The following is a 23,283-nucleotide window of genomic DNA, read 5'->3' as shown; positions in this document are numbered from 1 at the left end:
AGGAAAGAATGATTCCCACCGGTATCTCGTATGGCGCAAACAGTAATCTGGCTATAAGGTCGCATCCTAGGGCAAGTATGGCACCGCCCAGGGCACAATAGGGGATAAGATTTCTCTTGTTGCTACCAATAATCATTCTGCATATATGCGGAATGATCAGACCAATGAACCCAATAAGCCCGCACATGCTAACGGCACTTCCCGAGAGAATGGCTGCCAGGATGAGGGCGAAGGTTCGAGTCCTTTCGACTTTCAGTCCCAAAGCTTGTGCAGTTTCTTCTCCCAGGAGCAAGATTTGCAAGTCCCTTTCAAGCAACAAGGCAAGTACTATACCGACTAGTATGAAGATTGAGCCAAACTGAAGTTGTTTTTCGCTCACAAACGAGAAAGATCCCACCAAAAAATCTATCCGTTGTATTTGGGTGTCCGGGAATAAGGTGATGACCGTATCCGTGCAGGCTGAAAAGAAACTTGAGACAGCGACTCCACATAGTACGATGGTAGTTCGTGAGGCCCTTGTTGCCTTGGCCAGGAGAAATACTGTCAAAACAGCAATCAGTGCACCAAAAAAGGAGGCAAACAAGGAAAAGCCGGCCAATTTTGGAAGACAGGCGGAAAAGAGTACCGAGGTGAAACCGGCTCCTGCATTTACCCCAATGACATTGGGGCTTGCAAGTGGGTTGTTCAGGGCTGTTTGCAATAAATACCCACTTACGCCCAGAGCCATGCCACAAAGCACGGCAGATAGTGAACGTATCAATCTTACATAGCGTACGATTCTAAAGGACGTGGAACTTGTATCCTCTTGCCAGAGTATGGCAAATAAGCGGGAAACAGGTATCTTTGCAGAGCCTAGGCAAAGATTTGCCATAAACAGAGCTGACAAGATCAGCACTGGCCAAAGAAACCGAAGGTATCTAGGAGAGGAGGTTTGCAAGGTAGGCATAGCTTTCATCCCAATGTGCATTTGGTTTGTAATGAAAAAGTTCCTTGGGAAGAAAGATGTAATGGTTTTCTTTTACTGCCGCAAGGTCTTTCCACGATGGATTGGTCTCGAAATTCTGCTTCATCTCCTTTTGGGCTTGGTCAACATTACCCATGGGAACTGCAAGGATGTACGAAGGATCTTCTTCCAGGATTTTTTCAAGGGATAGGTCGGAAAGCAGGGAAGGGGTATGGGTAATTACATTGTCTGCTCCCAGCTCCTTGAGCATGACATTTACCATGGTATCGGCTGCCAGAGGTTTGGCATTACTGCTGAAACAACGAACTGCCAAGACTGATGGGTTTGCAACCTTTGGCTTGAAATTCTTGAGTATGGCCTGGATCCTTTGCTCGACATCGACTCCGTTCTTTTGGTACAAATCCTTTCTTCCCGTAATATCGGTAAGAATGTTGAGCATGCATAGGTAGTCCTTGAAATGTTCTACCCTGAAATAAGCGTGGGCAATGCCTGCTTTAGTCAAGGTATCGGAGAGGGCAATCTGGGCTGGGATGTTTGCTGAAAGCAGTACAAAATCAGGTTTCAAGGCAAGTATGGATTCTATGTTCGGAGTCTTTACCTTTCCGATGATTATCGGCATCGGACTGATATCCAATTTGCGTTCACTCAATACATCATCAGTGACACCTACGAGAGTTCCTCCAGAAAGAAGCCAGGTTTCTGCATATGAGCCATAGGTTGAAATGATTCTTTCAGGCTTTTTTTCAAGAAAAACCGTATTTCCCAGGTCGTCGACAAATTGGTAATAGCTGTTTTTCGGTTCAATCTGGAGCTGGGTACTCCCTCTTGAACAAGAGGTAAGCAAGGTTCCAGACAAGAGAAAGATAAAGAAAATTGAGAAAAACTTGCGTGGAGGCATTGTCTATTACCTGCTTCCCTGGATAATCGAGTTTTTTTGTTCAAGCAAATCCTGGTTTTCCAAAAGAGTCTGGACAGTCTCCAGGCCAAGTCTATCCACCAAGTTTGCAAAACGTTCACCTTGTACTCCATCTCGCATGAAAAGAAGAATTGCTTTTTCTACCATGTCGAGCACTTCTGTCTCGTTATATAATCCGGTCAGGCGACTGCCGATCCTTACCTGTTTGCCCCATCTTCCCCCGATATAGACAGAGAAACGGACTTCTTCACCTGCAATTGCCCCGAACGGACAGTTTTTGATACAGCGTCCGCAATTATTGCAAAGCTCTCTGTTGATCAAGGCCACACCATTCTTGTTGATAGCCGACAGGGGGCATTGTACCTGCGCATTGCATCTGGTACAGGATTTACAGCTGGCCGAGTCGATGACAGGAACTTTTTGTCCGACAATGCCAAAGTCATTGAGATCTGGTTTGACGCAATTGTTGGGACATCCACCACAGGCAATCTTGAATTTGTGGGGAAGTTGAATGCTATGATACCCTTCATAGAATCGTTCATGTATTTTCAAGGCAAGGGCCTGGGTATCGTATAATCCAAAGGTGCAGGTGGACCCCTTGCAGCAGACAACAGGGCGGACTTTTGCCCCAGTCCCTCCTGTTTCCAATCCTTTGGAAGCAAGAAATGACATGAAGTCAGGAATGGAGGAATATGTGATACCGGGCAGTTCCAAAGTCATTCGACTGGTAAGGGCAATTGTTCCGTCTCCATATAACGAGGCAGCCTCACCAGCTTGTTGCAATTGTGTTGATGTGAGACATCCATTTCCAGTGATGATCCTGGCTGAGAAATTGTCGGTATCCCTGTTTATGAGGTACCCTTGTCCTTTCAGATTTTTTATTTGTTCTGTAGAGGGTTTCATTGACTGCTCCTTGAAATGATTAAAACAGGGGTAGTATAGGAAGAAATAAATATAGAGTAAATATTATAAATAGAATAGAATATATAGTAAATATACTATATATAGGAGCAGTCCATGACGATTCGTGATTTCAGGATTTTCTGTGAGGTGGCGGATACCTTGTCAATGAGCAAGGCCGCAGAGCGCCTCGATTGTGCCCAGCCTACAATAAGTCATGTAATAACCGAGATTGAGGCAGAGTATGGAGTCAAATTATTCGAACGATTATCCAGGCGTCTGTATCTCACCAGTGATGGCTACTATTTATTATCACGGTCAAAGAGCATTCTTGATCTGTATGATGAAGTGGATGCCAATCTAGGTTCCTATACACAGACCGTTTTTCTGCGGATGGGTGCGACGATTACGGTGGGAAGCAGCATCATGCCGAAATTAATCAGTTCCTATGAGACCTCTCATAGTAATAGTATTGTAAAGGTGGTGGTGGACAATACCCATGTCATCGAAACCCTTTTATTGGAAAACAGGCTTGATCTTGCCTTGGTCGAAGGTACGGTAGCAAGTACCGATATCATCGTTGAGCCTTTGATTCTCGATGAATTGGTCCTGGTCCTTTCTCCTGAGTATCCCTTTCCTGCCAATCCTACTTGCACAGTTGCCGATTTGGCTGGAAAACCTTTTATATTCAGGGAAGAAGGTAGTGGAACGCGAGAAAGATTTGTCAGGTTTTTATCGGAAAACAAGACAAGCGTCGTGGAAAAATGGATTTGTCATAGCTCTGATTCCATAATCAACGCGGTAAAAAGTGGACAGGGGTTTTCGGTTATCTCCGAGCGACTGGTCCGTGAGGATTTAAAACAGGGGCTCTTGCGTTCGATAGCCATTGAAGGGGCAGATTTTAAACGTTTTTTCAGTTTGGTGTATCATAAAGATAAATTCTTTACTCCTTCTATTGAGAGTCTGGTAAAGGAAATCAAGACATTTTTTGAAATATGACCAACATTATAATATACAACATGACGGATGTTGAAAAACTGTCATAAAAATCTTGATTTTTGATTTTATTCTGCATATAGTTGAATTAGGTTTGAGTTTTTAAGAAGAGCACGACCTATGAGGAGAATGAACATGGCAAATAAAAAGGGGTCCAAAAAACCTTGGGATTTCCTGGAGGAATTTAGGGGAAAGGATTTTCAGGGAGAATGGCCTACAATCGTTGAACTGTTCAATATTTCAGTTAAGAGATATCCCGATAATAGATGTTATACAGCTTTTGTACCCACGAAAGAGACCTTTACGTATAGTGAAGTCCATACGATTGTTAAACAGATAGGGAACTATCTGGTAAGTCATGGGGTTAAGAAAGGCGATAAAATTGCTGTTTCCGGAAAGAATAGCCCAGAGTGGACTATGGCCTATCTGGGAATTTTATATGCAGGGGCTATCGTGGTTCCCTTGGATTGTACCTTCCATGATGCTGAAATGAAAAAGCTCCTTGCTTTTGCCGATGTAACAAAACTATTCGCCGATGCCGATAGACTCAAGACCCTTGACCCGAAAAATACCCTTGCTCTGACCGATAAGATCAGCTTGGAACCTTGCAAGGATTTTCCATTCATCCTTGACTGCCAGGTTAAGGAAGAGCAGGAGACAGAAAAGAGTTCAACTACCGATACGGCGGCAATCTTGTTTACCAGCGGTACCACCGGTACCCCGAAAGGTGTCATGCTCAGTCATCGAAATTTGGTTTCCGATGCCCTTCTTGCACAAGGCAATATGTGGATTTACCCGACTGATGTATTTTATGCGATTCTTCCTATCCATCATGCCTATACGATGCTTTCTGTATTTTTTGTTGGAATGAGTAGTGGAGCCGAAGTAGTTTTTGGCAAGAAACTGGTTATCAGCCAGGTATTGAAGGAAATCAAGGAAGGTCATGTTACCATGTTTCTTGGGGTTCCCATGCTTTTCAACAAGATGATCGGTGGACTGATGCATGGTGTTCGGGAAAAAGGATTGCTTGTTTATGGTGCCATACGTTTTCTGATGGGAATTTCAGGATTCCTCAAAAAAGTATTCAAGGTGAATGTTGGCAAGAAAATGTTTGGATTCTTGTTGGAAAAGCTTTCCTTGGATACAAACAGAATCTGTATTTCAGGTGGTGGCCCCTTACCAGCTTCCACGTTCAAGATGTTCAATGAATTGGGTATTGACTTTGTCCAGGGGTATGGTCTTACCGAGACCAGTCCCATCACGCATCTTAATCCCGTTGAGGCATATATTGAGACTTCCGTAGGGAAAAAGATTCCAGGGGCAGAGGTCAAGATCATAAATCCTGATGCCGAAGGTAATGGCATTATCTGCATCAAGGGCTCCATGGTAATGCAAGGATATTATAAAAATCCGGAGGCTACTGCCGAAGTCATGGATGGCGATTGGTTGATAACCGGTGATGTGGGTCATCAGGATGCCAAGGGATATCTCTACCTTACAGGGCGTGAAAAGAATGTTATCGTGACTGCCGGAGGAAAAAATGTCTTTCCTGAGGAAGTCGAGGATTATTTCCAGCTTCATGATGAGATAGATACAATTTGTGTTTGCAAGTATACCCTTGATGCCAAGGCAAAAAGCGAAGGGATTCGTGCCTTGATCTATCCTTCCCAGACCTATTTTGAGAAAATAAAAAAAGAGAATGGGGAATCTGCCAAGGCTATTGTCGAGAAGCGAATGCAAGAAATAGTCTCGGAAGTGAACAAGGAACTGCAGAATTACAAGAAGATAACTCGTGTCCAGGTGGTTGATGAGCCTTTTGAGATGACCAGTACAAAAAAAGTAAAGCGCTTTGTAGTTGAACAGAAGTACAAGGACTAGGTATAGTTGAGATATGGATAGTAGTGTACGGAGTTTTCTGAAGGCTAAGGCCCAGAATCTAAAACCGATCGTTATGGTCGGGAAGGGTGGAGTAGATCCCCGGATCGTTACCGCCCTTGACGAGGCTCTCACCAGTCATGAACTGGTGAAGGTGAAGTTCCAGGCTTTCAAGGATGAGAAGAAGACCCTTGCCGAACAGCTTGCAGTCGAAACGAAAAGCGAACTGATTGGCATCATGGGGTTCATTGCAACCTTCTACCGTGATAGCGAAAACCATCTCATGCATTTCCCCAAGGAAATGATGAGAAAAGGTGAATAAGGCAACACCTGGTTGCCTGACATTTCAACACCAGAGGATAAGTAGTATCGCTGGTGTTTTTTTGTAGGGAAAAAGCCTGAAAGGAAAGTGATTCCGATAATTGAAAATGCAAGCCCTCCGTCCAACGGACAAGAGGGCTTGCGCTTAGAGAAAATCCACCAGAAGGTGATATTCATTAGTACCACAATGAGGCATCTCTTGCAACGTACTATTGATAATTTCCTCTGTAACAATTTATATCCAAACATGCTAATTTCTTTTCCAGACTGCTTCTCCTGTTTTCAATACTTTCAATTGGTTGTGGATTCCAAAGTCGCTCTGCCATGACTGATAGGCGAGGGAAGAGTAAATATTCCGCCTGGCGTGAAAAAACGACCTTCTCAGTCCAAAGGTTGGCCTGCCCACCAAGTACCATTGCCTGACTTTTTATATCCATCTGGGAGGGACAAGGTGTGAATTGGGCCGTGTCTTGTACGGTCGTCACTCCTAGATTCCCGGGTTCCTCGATGCTATCGAGGTGTTTGTAGTCCAGATAACATCCCTGGGTATTCGGGCTCATGATTATCTGATGTCCAAGCTGGCTGGCCTTCAAACCTCCCTCCACTCCTCGCCAAGACATGACTATAAGGTTTTTAGGGAGCCCCAGATTCTCACTGCCATCCAGGACTTCATCCCAACCAATGGGACGTTTCCCATGTTTCTCGACCAACTTGGCAATTTGGGTTATCATCCAGGCCTGGAGTTCGTTCTCATTTTTCAGGGAATTGTCGTGCATTCTCTTTTGACATGCAGGGCATTGTTCCCATGTGGTGTGAGGGCATTCATCACCACCGATATGGATATAGGGATCAGTAAAAAGTGTTGCCAAGGTTCCTATTGCTGAGTCCAAAAATGATAACACCTCGTCATTGCCGGCACACATGACTTCCTTGAAGATACCCCAATGATTTTGTACTTCATAGGGACCTTTGCTACAGCCAAGGTTAGGATAGGCCGCCAGAAGGGCTGAGGCATGGCCAGGGGTTTCTATTTCGGGAATGACCTGCATTTGACGCCGGTGTGCATATGCAACTATCTTTTCGATATCTTTTTTCTGATAGAACCCGCCATAACTGAACTCCTTGGTATATTCAATTTCTTTTCTTTTTGAGGCAATGCTTTCCAATTTTGGGTATCCTGCCACAGGAAAACGCCAACCTTGATCATCGGTAAGATGCCAATGAAAACGATTGAGATGGTGAAGGGCTGCGACATCAATGAGCTTCATGATGAAGGACGGGGAAAAGAAATGCCTGCTGCAGTCGAGCATGAAGCCTCTCCAACTGTACATTGGTTTATCCTTGATAAAGCAGCAAGGAATGATGTTGTCATTTGCCAAGGCTACTTGCCTGAGTGTCTGCAACCCATGGAAAGCCCCTTGTATGTAGGAAGCTGACAACACAATTTGGTTTCGGGTAACCTTCAGTGAATATTCCTCAGGGGAAAATCCCTCGCTTAGTTTGAATAGTATATCCTCTCCTCCGAGGTTGCAGGTAAGTTGAAGTCGTGCAAGTTCTGCCAAATCCCTGAAAATTGGCGCTGAACTGATGGTTATGCCATTATGAATGCGAAAAGAACCCTCATTTTCCTGTATGTGCAAGGGAAGTGGCATCAAGAACTCGCAGACTTTCCTTTGTTTATTTTGTTTCATAGTTTCTTCCTGATTTTGAATAATTTCCTAAAGATGTAGTACACAAATTCTTTTGAGTATTCCTTTTAAAAACTTGTTGACAGCTGAGGTATGCGATGATACTCTTAGTTTGTACAAAGAGCAAACAAACTATCCCAAGGGGATTCTATCCTCTATATTAAAGAAGCCAATGAGAATAAACAACAATAATTTTCAGAAAAATGCAAACACTTCCCTTGTTGCCCAATTGATTTGGAAAAGTCCAGGTATCAGTCGAGTTGATATAGCTCGTGAGTTGTGCCTTTACAGATCCACGGTTACCAACATCATCTCCTCGTTGATTGACAATGAGGTGGTATATGAGGGTGAGGAAGGAAGCGGGATGAGTCGGGGAGGGCGAAAGCCGATTATCCTTCGTTTGAATCAACGATTTGGTTGTGTTGTCGGTTTTGATATCCAGCCTTCCCATTATAGGGCGGTCATTCTTGATATAACTGGTTCTGTGCTATGGCAGGACAGGGGAAATCTTCCAAAGGTTGATTTTGATGGTATCTTGCTGTTTCTGATGGATAAGGTCCTGTCTGAGGTTAAGAAAATCAAGATCCCCTTGCTTGCCGTATGTGCAGGAGTACCGGGGATAGTCAATACAGAAAATGGAATCATCGTATACGCTGAACCTTTCAAACTTCATAATTATGATTTTCACTCATTCTTCGAAAAAAGATATGCAGTTCCTGTATTTGTTGAAAATGATGCCAACTGTACAGCATGGCTTGAGATGACCACAAATAGAAATATCCATTTGGGTGATTTTGTCTGTCTGATTGCCGATTATCATGAAGGAAACTACAAGTTTGGGGACTGTTCAGGTATTGGCTTGGGCATAGGCCTTTCAATCGGTGGCAAGGTGTATGCCGGAGCTCATCACAGTGCAGGTGAGTTCTGTTCACTGAGCTGGAGGGAAGACAGTATTGGCCAGAATGGTTTACCAAAGGATTTATTGGTTGAATCGGCAACCAATCCTACGGCCTTGGCACTATGGATGAAAGACTTGTTTGCTTCCTTGGTTCCTGTTTTATCTGTATTGGATCCACGTTTTATCTTTATCCATGGAAAGCCTTTTGAGGATGATGAGAAAATAATGGAAATGCTGAAGAACGATAGTCCCCAATTTTTGGCCTTATTGGAAAAAATTGGTTGCAAGATGATTTTCAACGCCCATGATGAATCGGTTGTTGCCAAAGGAGCGGCTACCATGTATCTGCAGAAACTCTTTGCAGTACCTGAGTTGTCTGAAATTGAAAGTCGTACGCATTTTGATTGGGATGATGTCATTGATCAAGCCTATCCCATGAAAAAATCCTATGTGCTTGTTAATGAAGAAGGTGGTGACAATGAATAAAAGCTTGAAGGGTGTTGCAACACTGGCTTCTGCACGTAAAGAGCAAAATCGTTCCTACTGGATGTTGGTTTTGCCTGGTTTTCTTGTATATTTTGCCGTTTTGGCTTTTCCTACGGTTTTTTCGGTTGTCTTGAGTCTTACTAATTATAATGGTGGTAAACTGTTCGGGGGACGGGTTCCGGTGGAGTTCGTTGGGTTGAAATGGTATAAACGGCTGTTCGTGGATGAGTACTTCTACCTTGCCTTGAAGAATAATCTTTGGATTGTCTTTGTCTCGGTTTTTGGCCAGATTCCCCTTGGCTTTTTTCTTGCCTATGTCCTGTACAGGGGAATCGTAAAGAATACCGATTTTTTCCAGACCATGATCTATTTGCCCTGTGTTATTTCCACAGTTGTTATAGGTATTCTCTGGAAATCCTTCTTTGCTCCCTATGGAGCCTATCCAGAACTTGTTCGATTGTTTAACCCCAGCTTTGAATACGGGGTTTCCAATCACCCCATACTTCCGGTTCTGTTTGTCATCCTGTGGATGTATACGGGAACTTATCTGATAATATTCATGGCCAATCTTCAGAAAATTGATTCTTCCATCATAGAGGCAGCGAAAATTGATGGAGCTTCCGAAGGGCAGTCCTTGCGCTATATCATTCTTCCGGCTCTTTCCGGAATAATAGTTACCAGTTGCATTTTTGCAATCAGTGGCTCCTTGAAGAGTTTCGATTTGATTTATGTCATGACAGGAGGAGGCCCGGCAAACCGGACAAGCGTTCTTTCTGTATATATGTTTGACAAGGCATTCCAGGGGGCTCCAAATTATCCGTTGGCGAATGCAATCAGTACTGTTATGGTTATCATCAGTTTCATGCTGATCGGTCTGACAAAATGGGCTGAAAAGAGATTTGGAGGAAAAGAATAATATGAACGATATCAAAGATACAAAATCTTTCAAGGCGAGACTTGGTTTGTTCCTGACATATCTAATCATGTTTTTCTTTACTGTCATGGCAATCTATCCCTTGATTTGGCTTGGTATAAATTCTTTCAAGACTACAACTGAATTCCAACTCAATAAATTGGGTTTTCCGAAAGATTGGGTGACGGTTAATTACACGGATGCCTGGGTTCGAGGAAAATTTCCCCATTTAATACTGAATAGTGTAATTTATACAGGTATTACGACCGTGGTCACCTTGGTATTTTCTTTCATGGCTGGTTTTGCCTTTGCAAAGATTCCCCATAAGGCAACGAAATTTCTCCATGGGTCTTATGTTATTGGCTTACTGTTAACGTTGCAGTCAATCATGGTCCCTCTCTTTTTGATCATTAACTGGACTGGGCTGTATAACACTCGTTTGGGAGTTCTCATTCCCTATATTGGAATTGCCATGCCGATAGGTATCTATCTAGGCACCGATTATATAAAAAGTATTCCCGATGCCTTGGTTGAATCAGCAAGACTCGATGGTGCCACCTATATGAAAATCTTTTCTGCAATTATCGTTCCCATGGCAATGCCAGTGGCCGTGACTGTGGCGATTTTAACTGTCACGGGTACCTGGAATGAATTTATGTTGATCAATATTCTGACAAGCAGTGATGCCCTCAAGAGTCTTCCTGTTGGTGTCCAGAAATTTGCCGGGGCTCTTTCAAGCGATTTTGGCAAGCAGTTTGCTTCCTTGGTAATTGGTTTGTTCCCGATGCTATTATTCTACCTGTTTTTCCGAAAAGAAATTACCAAAGGTGTTGCTGCAGGTGCCGTAAAAGGGTAATCCGCACACTTTCAATCTGTTCAAAGATGTTTAAGGAAAAAGTTTGACAGATAGTGGAGTGCATGGTAGCATTTAGTTTGTACAAAGTATGAACTAAAAGGTTTCAAGGGTTCCTTTCCCGCCGGGGAGTGAACGATTATGTAGTCAGTATGGTGCAAGTCCTACTGGAATATGTGAGCTCGATACGTCATTAGGAGGTAAAGATGACTGGAATAAAGAGAGTCTCGGTATTGGCCCTTGCTTTATTGATGGCATGTACATCAATTTTTGCACAGGGGACCAAGGAAACTACGAAAGCTACAAATGGTCAAACGGAAATTACGGTTTTGAACTACATTGATATGTCAGAACCTAATAGTGCAAATGAAATTAAATTGCTTTGGGATAAATTTGCAGCTGACAATCCTGATATCAAGGTTATTCGTGAAGATTTGTTCAACGAACCCTTCCATCAGAAAACAGAAGCCTATGTAGCCAGTGGAAACTTGCCTGATGTCTTGTACATGTGGCCCAGCGGACGTTCTACCAGCCTTCATACCACTCATAGCGTGAAAGATCTCATGCCGTTCCTGGAAAAAGATGGTTTGGTTGATTCCTATAACCCTGCATGTCTGGTACCTCAGTTTGCTGGATTTCTCGGTGAGCTTCCCAACGGTATAACTATGACTCATATGCTCTATGTCAACAAGAAAGTCCTCGCAGACAATGGGTTTGCCATTCCCACCTCTTATGAAGAGATGAAGGCTATGGTTAAGCCCTTGAAAGCAAAGGGCATTGACTTGATTGCAATGGACAATATGGATGCCTGGGTAATGCAGAGTTGCTTGTTCTCCATGGTAGTTGGTCGTTTTGGTGGTGTGGATTGGTACAAAGACCTTGCCGCTGGCAAGATTTCCTTTACTGATCCCTGGTTTGTCAAATCCTTGAGCCTGATTGATGATATGTACAAGTCTGGTATGATCAACCCCAATAGCCTTACCAGTCCCTATGGTTCAAGTCGTGGTAATTTTGCTTTGGGAAAAGCTGCCTTCTATATTGATGGTGACTGGTCAACAGCATCTTTCCAGACTGATATCACCACAGGCAAGGCTTTGTTGAGTCCTGAAGTCCAGGGCAGTGACATTGAGCTGATGGTTATCCCTACGATTCCTGGTGAAGTAATCCATAACTCCAATAGTGGTGTTGTAGGTACTGGCTGGGGCATGAGTGCAAACATTCCCGCTGGTTCTGCGGAGGAAGCTGCTTCCTGGCGCCTCATAAAGTTCCTTGAGGGTGAATATGCACAGACCTATCGTCTCTCCGTCGGTGCTGCCTTCCCTTCGAATTTGAATGTCAATGTAGCCAAGGTAGTCAAAGACAATAACCTTGAGCCTTTGGTAGCCAAACGTGCGGCGTATTACAACACTTACACCACTGTCACTCCTGTTATCGATGGAGTCCTTGCCGGTGATGTCTACAATGTAATCAACACAGGATTACAGGAAATTGGTCTTGGTTCCAAGACTCCTGCAACAGTTGCCAAGGATGTTCAGAAAGCTTGGGAAACCTGGAAAGCCAATCAATAAGAGTACCTATTGTTTTGTGCTCAAATACAGCAAGGGGACCGGAAACGGTCCCTTTGCTGTATAAAAAAGGTGATGGAAAAGTTCTCCATCACCTGTATTTTCATCTTGTTTGCATCAGTGACTGCTTCCATAGAGATCATATATCACTAACAGATCCCGGAATTGCTTGATGGATATTTTTTCCTTGGTCTTGAATACCACCACCTTTTGTGCAGTCGGTCGAATGTCAAAGAAATTGTCAGTGAAGTTGCCTTTGAGATTTCCTGCGTCCAGGGATACAAAGAATGCAGGGGCTTGGCAACTTACCGTCACGGAAAATCCTTCAGGGGCTCTTGCTATGGACAAATTGAGCTCAGGATTGATAATCGTACATCTCTTGGGCCTGTCCAGAAAGAGGCAATTCTCCCTGTATATTTCACTTGAAACCAGTTTGATATAGGCAAAGGAATCCTGCGCTTCTGCCTTGAATTGCGTCTTTGGGTCTATCGTGCATACATGGGTGCTGCTCTGGGCAGGGAAATCTTGGAAGTATTCCTGCTTATTGAGCTTTTCTCCGGTAAAATGGCAGAATTGAATCGATAGCTTTGCATCCAAAAGGGGCCTAGGTCGGTCATTGACCACAAAGACTTCCATTTTTCCGTCTTCGGTCAAATACGCTATGGGCATGATTGGTGAATAAAAATGCATGGCCGCATATTGGAGCAACTTCCATTTACCAGTGTAATCGATGGAAGACCAGGAAGCTACCGGCCAGTTGTCATTGAGCTGCCAGAAAATGGCTCCCATGCAATGGGGACGAAGAGTCCTCCAGAATTCCACGGCGGTCTTGATAGCCATTGCCTGTTGGGCCTGGGAAAGGTAGAGCATCTGTTCGAAAGAGGAGGGGAAGCGGAAATAACGAGAGAAATTCTCGATGATTATCGAATTCCCCCTGTCATTCTTCTGGTGATGTTCCATGATGGGGCTGGTCAGGTTCAATTGTTCATCAGGTGCATAGAGTTTGACGGTGGAGAGTGAGGGAAAACTCTGGTAGCCAAATTCACTGACAAAACGTGGTTTTATTGAATAGTAAGCTTCAAAAGGCTTTCCTTCATGCCACACTGACCAGAAATGCATATCCCCCCGGCTATCATTATGCCAATTATCCGAAAAATCATCGATTCCCGCCGAAGGGCTGGAGGGCCACCAAGTCCTGTTGGGGTCAAGCTCCCTGATGACCCTTCCTACTGTTCCTTCGTTGAGGCGGTCATAGTCGATGACATAGCGGATAGGGTTGTTCTTTGTCTCCTCATACCAGCCGATTGCTCCAAGATCTTCGTTGTTGCCACACCAAAGGGCGATGCTTGCATGATCCTGCAATCGAGGTATCTGGTAACGAAGTTCTGCCTCTACATTGGCAAGAAAGGCTGGGTTGGAAGGGTACATGGAACAACTGAACATGCAGTCATGCCATATCATAAGGCCCTTTTCGTCACAATAATCGTAGAAGGCTTCCTTCTCATAGAGACCGCCACCCCAGAGACGAATCATATTCATGTTGGCGTCTACACATCCTTGGAGCAGTTGCTCATAACGCTGGTCGCTAAACCTTGAGACCAGGGCATCGAGGGGGATCCAGTTGGCTCCTTTTGCAAAAACCTCTCGGCCATTGACGCAGAAAGTCATTCCCTTGCCACCCTGTTCGTCCTCCACTGTCTTTACCGTCAAGGTTCGAAATCCTATCCGTTTGACAAAAGTTTGGTCGCCTATGGCGACTGTAAGACGATAGAGGGTAGGTTTTCCCTCACCGTTTGGCCACCAACGTTCAATATCTGTGCACATGAGATGGAAGGAGAGTTTGTTCAATCCTGTCGTGACGTTGGCATTTCCTTTTTGGCTTCCCGCGTCTTTGCCCACGGTAATGGAGCAGGGAAGGCTTCGGTTTTGGGGGGCATTGAAAACGACTGTTACCGTTACCTCCCAGGTTTTCTCAGAAATGGGAGTTGTATCGGTGACAATGGACTCGACTATACCTTCGTCGATGAAGTCCAGAAGAATATCCTCATAGATTCCAAAGCTCATGATACAGGGACCCCAGTCCCAACCACTATGACTTTGGGTCTTTCGTATCAAATTGCGATGCTTTGCAGAGACCGGGTACACGGAATAGGGAATGGGATAGGAGAGTTTTTCTGCCTCTTGCATGGCAACAGCCTCGGCACTGAAAAATTGCAATTCCATTGTATTGTCCCCTTCCCGTAACCAAGGGGAAAGGTCGAAGCGGAATCTACGAAACTGGTTGTTGCAAGTACCTGCTTCCTCGCCATTGACCAGAACCTTGATAATTGTGTCGGCCATGGTAAGGGTAAGGACAGGCATTCCGCTTTCCATCTGTTCCTTGGTCACTGAAAAAACCTTTGTTAAATTCCAGTCCTGCTTTCCCACCCATTGCACCTGAAGTTCATTTGTCCCGAAGTAGGGGTCAGGTATAAGCTGTTGTTCAAGCAAGGCACTATGTACATCTCCTGGCAGGGTGCAGGGAATGCTTGGGGAAGTGAGAAAATATGTACAGAAAGGACCGATGGCCTTCTTATCGTTTGGGCTTAATCGCCATTGTCCGTTTAAATTGATTGTTTGCATGGAAAACCTCCGGATAAAAGTATATCACATTCTTCTTGGAAAATGGGGTATGTACCTACCTGTGCCTTGTTGAAAATCATGACTTTTGGCAACCTTGCCCCTTGGTACCCTTGGGGGATATACTTTGGTATAATTGTCGGTACCCTCTATCGGAGGGTAGGGACAAAAGGAGTCGAAATGATGTATGTAGCAAATGAAAAACGTTATGAACGGATGCATTATAATTACTGCGGAAACAGTGGGCTCAAACTGCCTGCCATTTCCTTGGGATTATGGAATAATTTTGGTGATATCTCTTCTTTGGCCAATGCCCGTGAAATGATTCATACTGCCTTTGACCTGGGGATAACCCATTTTGACCTGGCAAACAACTATGGTCCTCCCGCTGGTTCCGCCGAACTCAATTTTGGCAAGATACTGTCGCAGGACCTAAATTCTTACCGTGATGAATTGATCATCTCCACCAAGGCGGGATATTCCATGTGGCCTGGCCCCTATGGGGAAGGCGGAAGCCGTAAATATCTTCTTTCCAGTCTCGACCAGAGTCTTGAGCGGCTCGGTCTGGACTATGTCGATATATTCTATTCCCATCGGTTTGATCCCAATACGCCTCTTGAAGAGACTCTGGGAGCCCTTGAAACAGCCTACAGACAGGGAAAAGCGCTGTATGTTGGCATTTCTTCCTATTCTGCAAAAAAGACCAGGGAGGCCTATGCCATTCTCAAGGCTCGAAATGTCCCAGTTCTCATTCATCAACCTTCCTATTCCATGTTGAATCGTTGGATCGAGGAAGACTTGCTCGATACCCTCGGGGAGCTTGGCATGGGAACCATCTGTTTTTCACCTCTTGCCCAGGGAATGCTTACTGATAAATATCTTGAAAAGATTCCTTCAGGAAGCAGGGCTGCCAGAACAGGTTCGGCCCTCTCTGAAAAGATGCTGACCAAAGAGAATCTTGATAGGATAAGGCATCTTAACGAGATAGCAAAACGCAGGAGCCAGAGCCTTGCTCAAATGGCCTTGGCTTGGGTCTTGAGGAAAAGAGAGGTTACTTCAGTTCTTATCGGGGCAAGTACACCTGACCAGATACGGGAAAATATCGGAGCCTTGGAAAACCTTGCTTTCAGCGAGGAAGAACTTAAGGAGATCGATTTGTATGCCCAGGACGGAAACATTAACCTTTGGGCGAAATCGAGTACCCCAAATTGAGTATGTATTTCGTATGAAAGAGGGCCTGTTGCAAGTAGGTTTGCAACAGGCCCTCTTTTTATAAAGCTCTTGGGTAGGCTATTTGCCTGCTTGTTCCAAAGCCAAGGTAATGGTAGTCAAATCACAAACTTCTGTCGGTCCAAAATACTGGACAGCCCCAGGGAACGTGAAACAGGTTTCCTGTGCCCACTGGGCCCTATGTGCTTCAAAGTACTTGAAGGGTGCTCCCTCAAGTTCGACCAGAGCCTTTTTGATTACTGGCTTCAATTCCCCGTGACGCTGCTCAAGATTCATCATCATGGTAATGGGGATTCCTCCTGCTTTCCATTCCATGGCAGGAGCGGAAAGGTTTTTTACCGAGGAAAGGTACCCTGTCAAACCGCCTATGATCAAAAGGAAGGCATTATACCCAAGGCTATAACAATAATCGGCATCGAAATTGGTAGGGAATGCGCATCGGCCCTCATAGCCGAAGAAATGGGTCATCGTACTGAATTTCCCGTTATAGGTTCCATTTTCTTTCATTGCCTTCAGCTGGGAAGTGACCATCTCGGCCAGGAGTTTGTCGGTTTCGATTCTGGAAACCTGTACATTCCCGTGGGGGTCTCGATCCATGAGCAATTGTTTCTTGATGCTTTCGGGAAGAAGGAGGAATACTTTCCTGCTCTCAGCAGAAAGTCGTTCTGCAACGAAGGCAAACATCTCGTTATCGTTTGAACTCAGGGCAAAAGTCTCTGCTTCCCTTGCCAGCAGGTCGTTGATTTCCTCGATCAATATCTTGACTTCGGGAATGAATTCGACCAAGCCCTCAGGGATGAGGATAACCCCAAAATTATTGCCATCCTTGGCTCTGCTGGCAATAGTCAGGGCAATATCGTCTACGATACTTGCCAAGGATTGTCTCTTCGCCTCGACTTCCTCACTTATCAAACAGATGTTTGGTTGGGTTTCCAAGGCACATTCCAAGGCTATATGGCTGGCACTACGGCCCATGAGCTTGATGAAATGCCAGTATTTCTTGGCACTGTTCGCATCGCGTTCAATGTTGCCGATCATCTCGCTGTAGGTTTTGGTAGCCGTATCGAATCCAAACGAAATCTCTATTGATTCATTTTTCAGGTCACCATCGATTGTCTTGGGGCAACCAATGACCTGAATGCCATTCTGTTTTTTGGCAAAATACTCTGCCAGGACGGCTGCATTGGTGTTTGAATCATCGCCACCGATAATGACAATGGAGGATATCTGGTGGTTTTTGCAGACCTTTTCGCAGATTTCAAATTGTTCTTCAGTTTCGAGTTTGGTTCGTCCGCTTCCTATGATGTCAAAACCACCGGTATTACGGTAAGGTTTGAGAAATTCTTCGGTGATCTCAATGTAGGAATCTTCAAGAATTCCACTTGGACCACCTTTGAAGCCATATAAATGATTCTCCTTGTTTGCCTCTTTCATGGCATCGAACAAGCCACTGATGACATTATGCCCCCCGGGAGCCTGTCCACCGCTGAGGATAACCCCAATATTTCTTGACGGTGAAGCAGTGGAATTTTTTCCTTTTTGGAAAGAAACCGTGGGAAGACCACAAGTGTGGGGAAACAAAGCCTTTATTTTCTCGCCATCCGAGACAGGTTTTGTGCTTTCTCCTGTTACCGAAATAATGGAACCGATTGGTTCTCTGAGGATTGCGGGAAGTTTTGGTTGATAATCATACCTTGCTCGCTGAAGAGGCGAAATATCCATGATATACTCCTTTATAGTACTAAAACTCTTGAACAGCCTAACCATAGAAAAAATATGACCTTTTTTCAAGCGATTGAAACAATTTTGATACCTAAACTTGCACACAAGTATTAGCTTGCAATTGAAAAAAATACTGTTGCAGTGTGCTTCTTCTTCTGTTATACCGATTATCAAGGAGTTCTGCATGCACATCACTTCAAATTTGAATTACGATTGGCTCTTCAAGTCTTCCTTCGACCGAAGCTATACGCATGCTGACTATGATGACAGCCAATGGGAAAGGGTGGACATCCCCCATGCCAGCTTGTATCAAAGAAGCCATTATTTCGAGGAAAAGGATTTTGGTTTTACTTGTTGTTACCGAAAACACCTCTCTCTCGATTGTCCTGTAGGCATGCAGGCAGTGATTCGTTTCGAAGGTGTTGCCTCTCGGTGTGAAGTGTATGCAAATGGGACGCTTATATCTTTCCATGAAGGAGGATATACCCCCTTTGAAGTGCAACTTCCGAAAAAGAAGGAACTGGTGCTTACCGTCATGGTCGATAGTACCGAAAATCCTGCAATTCCTCCTTTTGGGGGAAGTATCGATTATCTTACCTATGGGGGAATCTATCGGACTGTTTCCTTGCAGTATGTGCATTCCCAACGGATATTGAATTGCCGGATCATATGCGACCAGCCTGATCTCCTTTCCTTTGAGGCCGTGGTAGAGGGAGCTGATGGCAATGCGTATGAAGCTATCCTTTGTGATGAGAAAAGAGAAATCGGACGATGCGAGGGATTGGTTCTCAATGGAAAGATTTCTGCAAAGATGCGAGATCTTTCACTTGAGAGTTGGTCGCCCGAAAATCCAAAGCTTTATGGGTTTTGCTTATCCATGGATACTTTCGATACCTTTTGTTGCAAGGTGGGATCACGTCAGGCTCGGTTTGAGGCTGATGGATTCTATCTTAATGGAACCAAGCGTAAACTTGTAGGTCTTGATCGCCACCAGAGTTATCCGTATGTAGGATATGCCATGCCTCCTTCAATGCAAAGAGCAGATGCCCTCAAGCTCAAGGATTTGGGAATAGATATCGTCAGGACCAGCCATTATCCCCAGGATCCTTCCTTCCTTGAGGCCTGTGACGAGCTTGGCCTCCTTGTCCTGGAAGAGATCCCTGGGTGGCAACATATTTCCGAGAATCCCCATTGGAGGGATTTGTGCGTAGAAAATGTACGACAGATGATATTACGAGATTATAACCATCCTAGCATCGTACTCTGGGGAGTGAGAATCAATGAATCAGCCGATGATGATACATTGTATGAAAAAACCAATGCTATGGCACATTCTTTGGATGCTACCAGGCAAACCGGGGGGATTAGAAATTTTTCGGGAAGTCATCTGCTTGAGGATGTCTATACTTATAATGATTTTTCCCATATGGGTAGCAATGCAGGGCTTGCACCCAAAAAAAGTGTATGCTCGTTGGTAGTTCCGTATCTAGTAACTGAATTCAATGGACATATGTTTCCTACCAAGCGATATGACAATCCTTCAATGCGGGTCGAGCATGCCTTACGGCATTACCATGTCCTCGATTCCCTCTATGGAGAGGAAGGCCTCTCCGGAGCGATTGGCTGGTGTATGAACGACTATGCCACCCATAGTAATTTTGGCAGCGGTGACCAAGTCTGCTACCATGGGGTGTGCGATCAGTTTCGTATCCCCAAGTTTGCCGCCTATGTGTATAAAAGCCAGAAGGATACTGAGAATGTCCTGGTTGTCTCTTCTACCATGGATGCCGGGGATTTCCCCTCTGCTTCCCTGGCTTCGGTGCTTATCTGTACGAATTGCGAGAGTGTCAATCTTTATTACAATGATATATTGGTCGGTACCTATAAACCGGCAAGGGAACAGTTTCCCCATCTTCCTCATCCTCCGGTGATTATTGAGGATATGATTGGAAAAAGACTCGAGGCTGAAGCGTTTCTTTCAGTCAAGGATAGGGATCGACTTCGAAGACTCCTGCTGAAGGTGGGCAGACAATTTGCACGGTTTACACTTGCCGATAAACTGGAAATGGCATATTTCATGAAAAAATATAAACTCTCCTATGATGACTCCGTGAGTCTGTATTCCCGGTACGTCGGAAATTGGGGAAGTGCCGGTTCCCTTTGGCGTTTTGATGGCATAAGTGAGGGCAAGGTTGTTTGTCAGGAGACCTATGGTCAGGATAAGAAACCGGAACTTATCCTTGCTACATCCAGGACGACCTTGCAAAATGGTTTTTCCTATGATGCCGAGCAAATTTCGGTCTTGATACAAAAGAAAGGTATGACCATGCCCCTTCCGTATGCCAATGAAGCCTTTTCCGTTTCCGTGACAGGTCCTCTGGCGCTTCTTTCACCAACTTTGAGCCAGACAGAAGGCGGTGCAGGAGCAATTTATGTGCGAACCTTGGGGCAGAGCGGAAAAGCTACAGTAACTGTCCATAGTAATTTAGGTGACAAGACTGTCGATTTTACGATACTCTAGGGTATGTTTACTCTCTATATTGATGCAGATTCCTGTCCAAAGAACCTCAGGATCATTTTACTTAGGTGTAGTATGAAAAATAACTACAGGGCTCTTTTTGTCTCGGATCGACCTCTCAAGGATGTTCAGTTGGCCAAGCAGGAACATACTTCCCAGCTTCGCAAACAAGCCAAGGCTGAGGGAGTCTCCGATGTCCTTGCCCTACGTTCCCTGCAAAGCAAGATTGAAAGTATCGTTGTTGCTTCTGGCATGGACAGTGCGGATAACTGGATTGTCGAGAATGCAGAACTTCCCTGTCTTGCGGTTACCCATGATATCCCCCTTGCGGCCAGACTGGTGGCAAAGGATATCCCTGTAATTGATGATCGGGGTGGAATTTATGACAAACAGAACATGGCCAATAGGCTTTCCGTTCGAAACATGATGACCGAGTTCAGGGAGATGGGTGTGTTTTCACAGAAAAACAAGCCAATGGGACCTCGGGAGGTCAAAGCTTTCTCTGATGCTCTCAATTCCATGCTCCATATCCTTACCGTGAAGCAATAGGGATACGTTTTTCTCTTTTGGGGTAATGAAAAAATACGCCTTGCTTCTTTATGAAAATGAAAGGGATAAATCTTTCCTACTCAAAAGAGTAGGTTCCTTGCCTTGGCTCTCCTGTACCCCGGAACGACTTGGTGATCCAATAATAGGGGGAAAAGCCCAATTGGTTCTTGGAAGGGGCTCCTCTTTGCCAGCCATGCTCAGATTGAAAAATAAGATACGTTCGCAATGCTCGTTGCCTGTCCTTGTATTTTCTTCCCTCCAGAACATTTCTGTCTTGAAGGCCCTGGAGTCCCAAAATTTTTTTGTGATTCAGGAAGAAGAAGAGGACGAGGATTTATCTATCTTGATTCTCAGGTTGCTGAGGAAGACCAACTTTGAAATAGAAAGCTATACGCTGACCAAACGGGAAAGGGAAGTGGTAAACCTGATTATTTCAGGGCAGGACAACCAACAGATTGCAGAAAGGCTGGGGATAAAGCTTTCAACGGTTGCTGCCCATAAGAAAAACCTGTTTCTCAAGACAGGAGTGCATACTACCAGCCAATTGGCTGTATGGGCGATTGTGAGAGAATTTGAGTACCCCTATACAAAAAATGAGCGGTGAAATAATTCACCGCCCGTATTTTTGCATTTTGGGAAACTCTAGAAATCAGCCAGTTTGGGAGCCCTTGGATAGGGAATGACATCACGGATGTTTCCCATTCCCGTAACATATTGGACAGCCCTCTCGAAGCCAAGGCCAAACCCTGCGTGGGGGACCGAACCGAACCGTCTCAAGTCAAGATACCACCAGTAGTCCTGAGGGTTCAGGTCGAGTTCTTTCATCCTGGTTGTCAAGACATCAATATTCGCCTCTCGTTCTGATCCCCCGATTATTTCTCCAAGACGAGGTACCAGCACATCCATGCCCCTAACCGTTTTCCCGTCCTCATTGAGCTTCATGTAGAAAGCCTTGATCTCCTTGGGATAATCAGTAACGATGACAGGGCTCTTGCAGACTACTTCCGTGAGGAATTTCTCATGCTCGCTTTGTAGGTCACTGCCCCAGGAAACTGAATAATCAAACTTGTCATTATACTTTTCAAGGATTTTCACAGCTTCAGTATATGTCAAATGGGCAAAGGGAGTATCTACGACATGCCTGAGAGTTTTGTCTACACCTTCTTCCACGAATTTTGAGAAAAAGGCCATGTCTTCAGGACATTTTTCCAATACCGACTTGAACAGGTATTTGAGGAAAGATTCCGCGACTTCCATATTCCCTTCAATGTCACAAAAAGCCATTTCGGGCTCAACCATCCAGAATTCAGATAGATGGCGTTTTGTATTGGAATTCTCTGCCCGAAAAGTAGGTCCAAAAGTGTAGATGTTTTTCAAGGCCATTGCATAGGTCTCGCCTTCAAGCTGTCCGCTGACGGTCAGGAAAGACCTTTTTCCGAAGAAATCCTGGGAATAATCCACCAGGCCCTCTTCTGTTCTGGGAACCTTGTCAAAATCGAGGGTCGTTACCTGAAACTGTTCCCCGGCTCCCTCGCAATCGCTTGCCGAGATAAGCGGGGTGTTTACATAGACAAACCCATTATCCTGAAAATACTGATGGACTGCAAAGGCCATGGTGTTGCGGACCCTGGCTATTGCCCCAAACATATTCGTTCTGGGTCTGAGGTGTGCTATTTCTCGTAAATATTCAACACTATGGCGCTTTTTCTGAAGAGGATAGGTGTCTGCCGGGCATTCACCCATCAGATTAATGTCGGTACTGGCTAGCTCGACATCCTGATTGCCTCCTGCACTGGCAACAATCGGTCCTTTGCAGAGGACAGAAGCTCCTGTCGTAATGGAAGAGAGCAGGGCATCGTTATTAAGGGTTGCCTTGTCAATGACTACCTGCAAACCTTTGAGACACGAACCATCGTTCAGCTCAAGGAAGCAGACGGTTTTACTGTCACGTTTTGTACGTACCCAGCCTTCTGCCGTAATAATTTCCGGCCCCGGCTTTCTCTTGAGTAAAGCTGAAATCCGTTCGTTCATAGGAAATGCTCCTTAAAAAATTATTCAAGTATTATGGGTCCTTTCTCCTGTCCTAGTCAATATTCATTTTGTTTAAAGGATTTCCTATTAGGTGAAAGATGTTGATATTTTTCTTTGTATGTTCTGTTGGAGCTCTATTCAGGCAGTATTCCCGTAACTTGCATAAAATTTCTTTTTCTGTATAAAAAGAAACAAGCGGTGTAAAGATAGTCCTCCATTGTCTATACCTCAGCATATTG

General features: G+C 44.7%; 18 protein-coding genes. 11 read left to right on the top strand and 7 right to left on the bottom strand.

Annotated elements, in window-relative coordinates; genetic code table 11:
* The 3 genes from ACHZBG_RS15400 to ACHZBG_RS15390 form a co-directional block, all read right to left on the bottom strand.
* Positions 1 to 946 (bottom strand): iron ABC transporter permease (locus tag ACHZBG_RS15400; RefSeq protein ID WP_320130352.1); only part of this gene is annotated, 946 nt, incomplete at its 3' end.
* On the bottom strand, positions 918 to 1,862 hold the full coding sequence (locus tag ACHZBG_RS15395; protein ID WP_320130351.1) for an ABC transporter substrate-binding protein: 945 nt from the start codon (positions 1,860 to 1,862) through the stop codon (positions 918 to 920). The genes ACHZBG_RS15400 and ACHZBG_RS15395, both read right to left, overlap by 29 nt.
* A gap of 6 nt (positions 1,863 to 1,868) precedes the next feature.
* The gene (locus ACHZBG_RS15390) at positions 1,869 to 2,783 is read right to left on the bottom strand and encodes a 4Fe-4S binding protein (RefSeq protein WP_320130350.1); all 915 of its coding nucleotides are present in this window, start codon (positions 2,781 to 2,783) and stop codon (positions 1,869 to 1,871) included.
* A 114-nt stretch (positions 2,784 to 2,897) separates the two neighbouring features.
* Between ACHZBG_RS15390 and ACHZBG_RS15385 the strand changes: the two genes are divergently transcribed.
* The 3 genes from ACHZBG_RS15385 (at position 2,898) to ACHZBG_RS15375 (ending at position 5,973) form a co-directional block, all read left to right on the top strand.
* Complete coding sequence (locus ACHZBG_RS15385) at positions 2,898 to 3,779, top strand: LysR family transcriptional regulator (protein ID WP_320130349.1); 882 nt, start codon at positions 2,898 to 2,900, stop codon at positions 3,777 to 3,779.
* Positions 3,780 to 3,911: 132 nt separating this feature from the next.
* Positions 3,912 to 5,654 (top strand): AMP-binding protein, encoded by a 1,743-nt coding sequence (locus ACHZBG_RS15380; protein ID WP_320130348.1) that lies wholly within the window; start codon positions 3,912 to 3,914, stop codon positions 5,652 to 5,654.
* Positions 5,655 to 5,667: 13 nt separating this feature from the next.
* The gene (locus ACHZBG_RS15375; RefSeq protein ID WP_320130347.1) at positions 5,668 to 5,973 is read left to right on the top strand and encodes a YhbY family RNA-binding protein; all 306 of its coding nucleotides are present in this window, start codon (positions 5,668 to 5,670) and stop codon (positions 5,971 to 5,973) included.
* Between the two features lie 208 nt (positions 5,974 to 6,181).
* Here ACHZBG_RS15375 and ACHZBG_RS15370 read toward each other — a convergent pair whose 3' ends face one another.
* The gene (locus ACHZBG_RS15370; RefSeq protein ID WP_320130346.1) at positions 6,182 to 7,663 is read right to left on the bottom strand and encodes a beta-N-acetylhexosaminidase; all 1,482 of its coding nucleotides are present in this window, start codon (positions 7,661 to 7,663) and stop codon (positions 6,182 to 6,184) included.
* Between the two features lie 169 nt (positions 7,664 to 7,832).
* Between ACHZBG_RS15370 and ACHZBG_RS15365 the strand changes: the two genes are divergently transcribed.
* From ACHZBG_RS15365 to ACHZBG_RS15350, 4 genes are all read left to right on the top strand, one after another.
* Complete coding sequence (locus ACHZBG_RS15365; protein ID WP_320130345.1) at positions 7,833 to 9,044, top strand: ROK family protein; 1,212 nt, start codon at positions 7,833 to 7,835, stop codon at positions 9,042 to 9,044.
* Positions 9,037 to 9,960: a sugar ABC transporter permease gene (locus tag ACHZBG_RS15360; protein ID WP_320130344.1), complete on the top strand. Its 924-nt coding sequence runs from the start codon at positions 9,037 to 9,039 to the stop codon at positions 9,958 to 9,960. The genes ACHZBG_RS15365 and ACHZBG_RS15360 overlap by 8 nt, the downstream gene beginning before the upstream one ends.
* Position 9,961: 1 nt before the next feature.
* Complete coding sequence (locus ACHZBG_RS15355) at positions 9,962 to 10,813, top strand: carbohydrate ABC transporter permease (RefSeq protein ID WP_320130343.1); 852 nt, start codon at positions 9,962 to 9,964, stop codon at positions 10,811 to 10,813.
* Between the two features lie 203 nt (positions 10,814 to 11,016).
* Positions 11,017 to 12,378: an extracellular solute-binding protein gene (locus ACHZBG_RS15350; RefSeq protein ID WP_320130342.1), complete on the top strand. Its 1,362-nt coding sequence runs from the start codon at positions 11,017 to 11,019 to the stop codon at positions 12,376 to 12,378.
* Between the two features lie 114 nt (positions 12,379 to 12,492).
* Here the strand turns inward: ACHZBG_RS15350 and ACHZBG_RS15345 are convergent, their stop codons facing one another.
* Positions 12,493 to 14,997 carry a glycoside hydrolase family 2 protein gene (locus ACHZBG_RS15345; RefSeq protein ID WP_320130341.1) on the bottom strand — a complete coding sequence of 835 codons (2,505 nt, stop codon included), beginning with the start codon at positions 14,995 to 14,997 and terminating at the stop codon, positions 12,493 to 12,495.
* A 180-nt stretch (positions 14,998 to 15,177) separates the two neighbouring features.
* Here ACHZBG_RS15345 and mgrA point away from each other — a divergent pair, with 180 nt between their 5' ends.
* Positions 15,178 to 16,206, top strand: coding sequence for an L-glyceraldehyde 3-phosphate reductase (gene mgrA, locus ACHZBG_RS15340; protein WP_320130354.1), 1,029 nt, complete (start codon positions 15,178 to 15,180; stop codon positions 16,204 to 16,206).
* Positions 16,207 to 16,284: 78 nt separating this feature from the next.
* Here the strand turns inward: mgrA and ACHZBG_RS15335 are convergent, their stop codons facing one another.
* A complete protein-coding gene (locus tag ACHZBG_RS15335) occupies positions 16,285 to 17,946 on the bottom strand; it encodes a diphosphate--fructose-6-phosphate 1-phosphotransferase (protein WP_320130340.1) in 1,662 nt (553 codons plus the stop codon).
* A 184-nt stretch (positions 17,947 to 18,130) separates the two neighbouring features.
* On the opposite strand from ACHZBG_RS15335, the gene ACHZBG_RS15330 reads away from it, so the two are divergent.
* From ACHZBG_RS15330 to ACHZBG_RS15320, 3 genes are all read left to right on the top strand, one after another.
* Positions 18,131 to 20,467 carry a glycoside hydrolase family 2 TIM barrel-domain containing protein gene (locus tag ACHZBG_RS15330; protein WP_320130339.1) on the top strand — a complete coding sequence of 779 codons (2,337 nt, stop codon included), beginning with the start codon at positions 18,131 to 18,133 and terminating at the stop codon, positions 20,465 to 20,467.
* A gap of 72 nt (positions 20,468 to 20,539) precedes the next feature.
* Positions 20,540 to 21,013 (top strand): DUF188 domain-containing protein, encoded by a 474-nt coding sequence (locus tag ACHZBG_RS15325; protein WP_320130338.1) that lies wholly within the window; start codon positions 20,540 to 20,542, stop codon positions 21,011 to 21,013.
* Between the two features lie 25 nt (positions 21,014 to 21,038).
* On the top strand, positions 21,039 to 21,617 hold the full coding sequence (locus tag ACHZBG_RS15320) for a helix-turn-helix transcriptional regulator (protein ID WP_320130337.1): 579 nt from the start codon (positions 21,039 to 21,041) through the stop codon (positions 21,615 to 21,617).
* Positions 21,618 to 21,655: 38 nt separating this feature from the next.
* Here ACHZBG_RS15320 and asnS read toward each other — a convergent pair whose 3' ends face one another.
* A complete protein-coding gene (asnS, locus tag ACHZBG_RS15315) occupies positions 21,656 to 23,044 on the bottom strand; it encodes an asparagine--tRNA ligase (protein ID WP_320130336.1) in 1,389 nt (462 codons plus the stop codon).
* Positions 23,045 to 23,283: the final 239 nt, after the last annotated feature.

Origin of the sequence: uncultured Sphaerochaeta sp. (genome assembly GCF_963676625.2) — a bacterium.
Lineage (GTDB): Bacteria > Spirochaetota > Spirochaetia > Sphaerochaetales > Sphaerochaetaceae > Sphaerochaeta.
The sequence above is the reverse complement of the archived record's forward strand: the minus strand, read 5'-3'. Positions and strand labels throughout refer to the sequence as shown.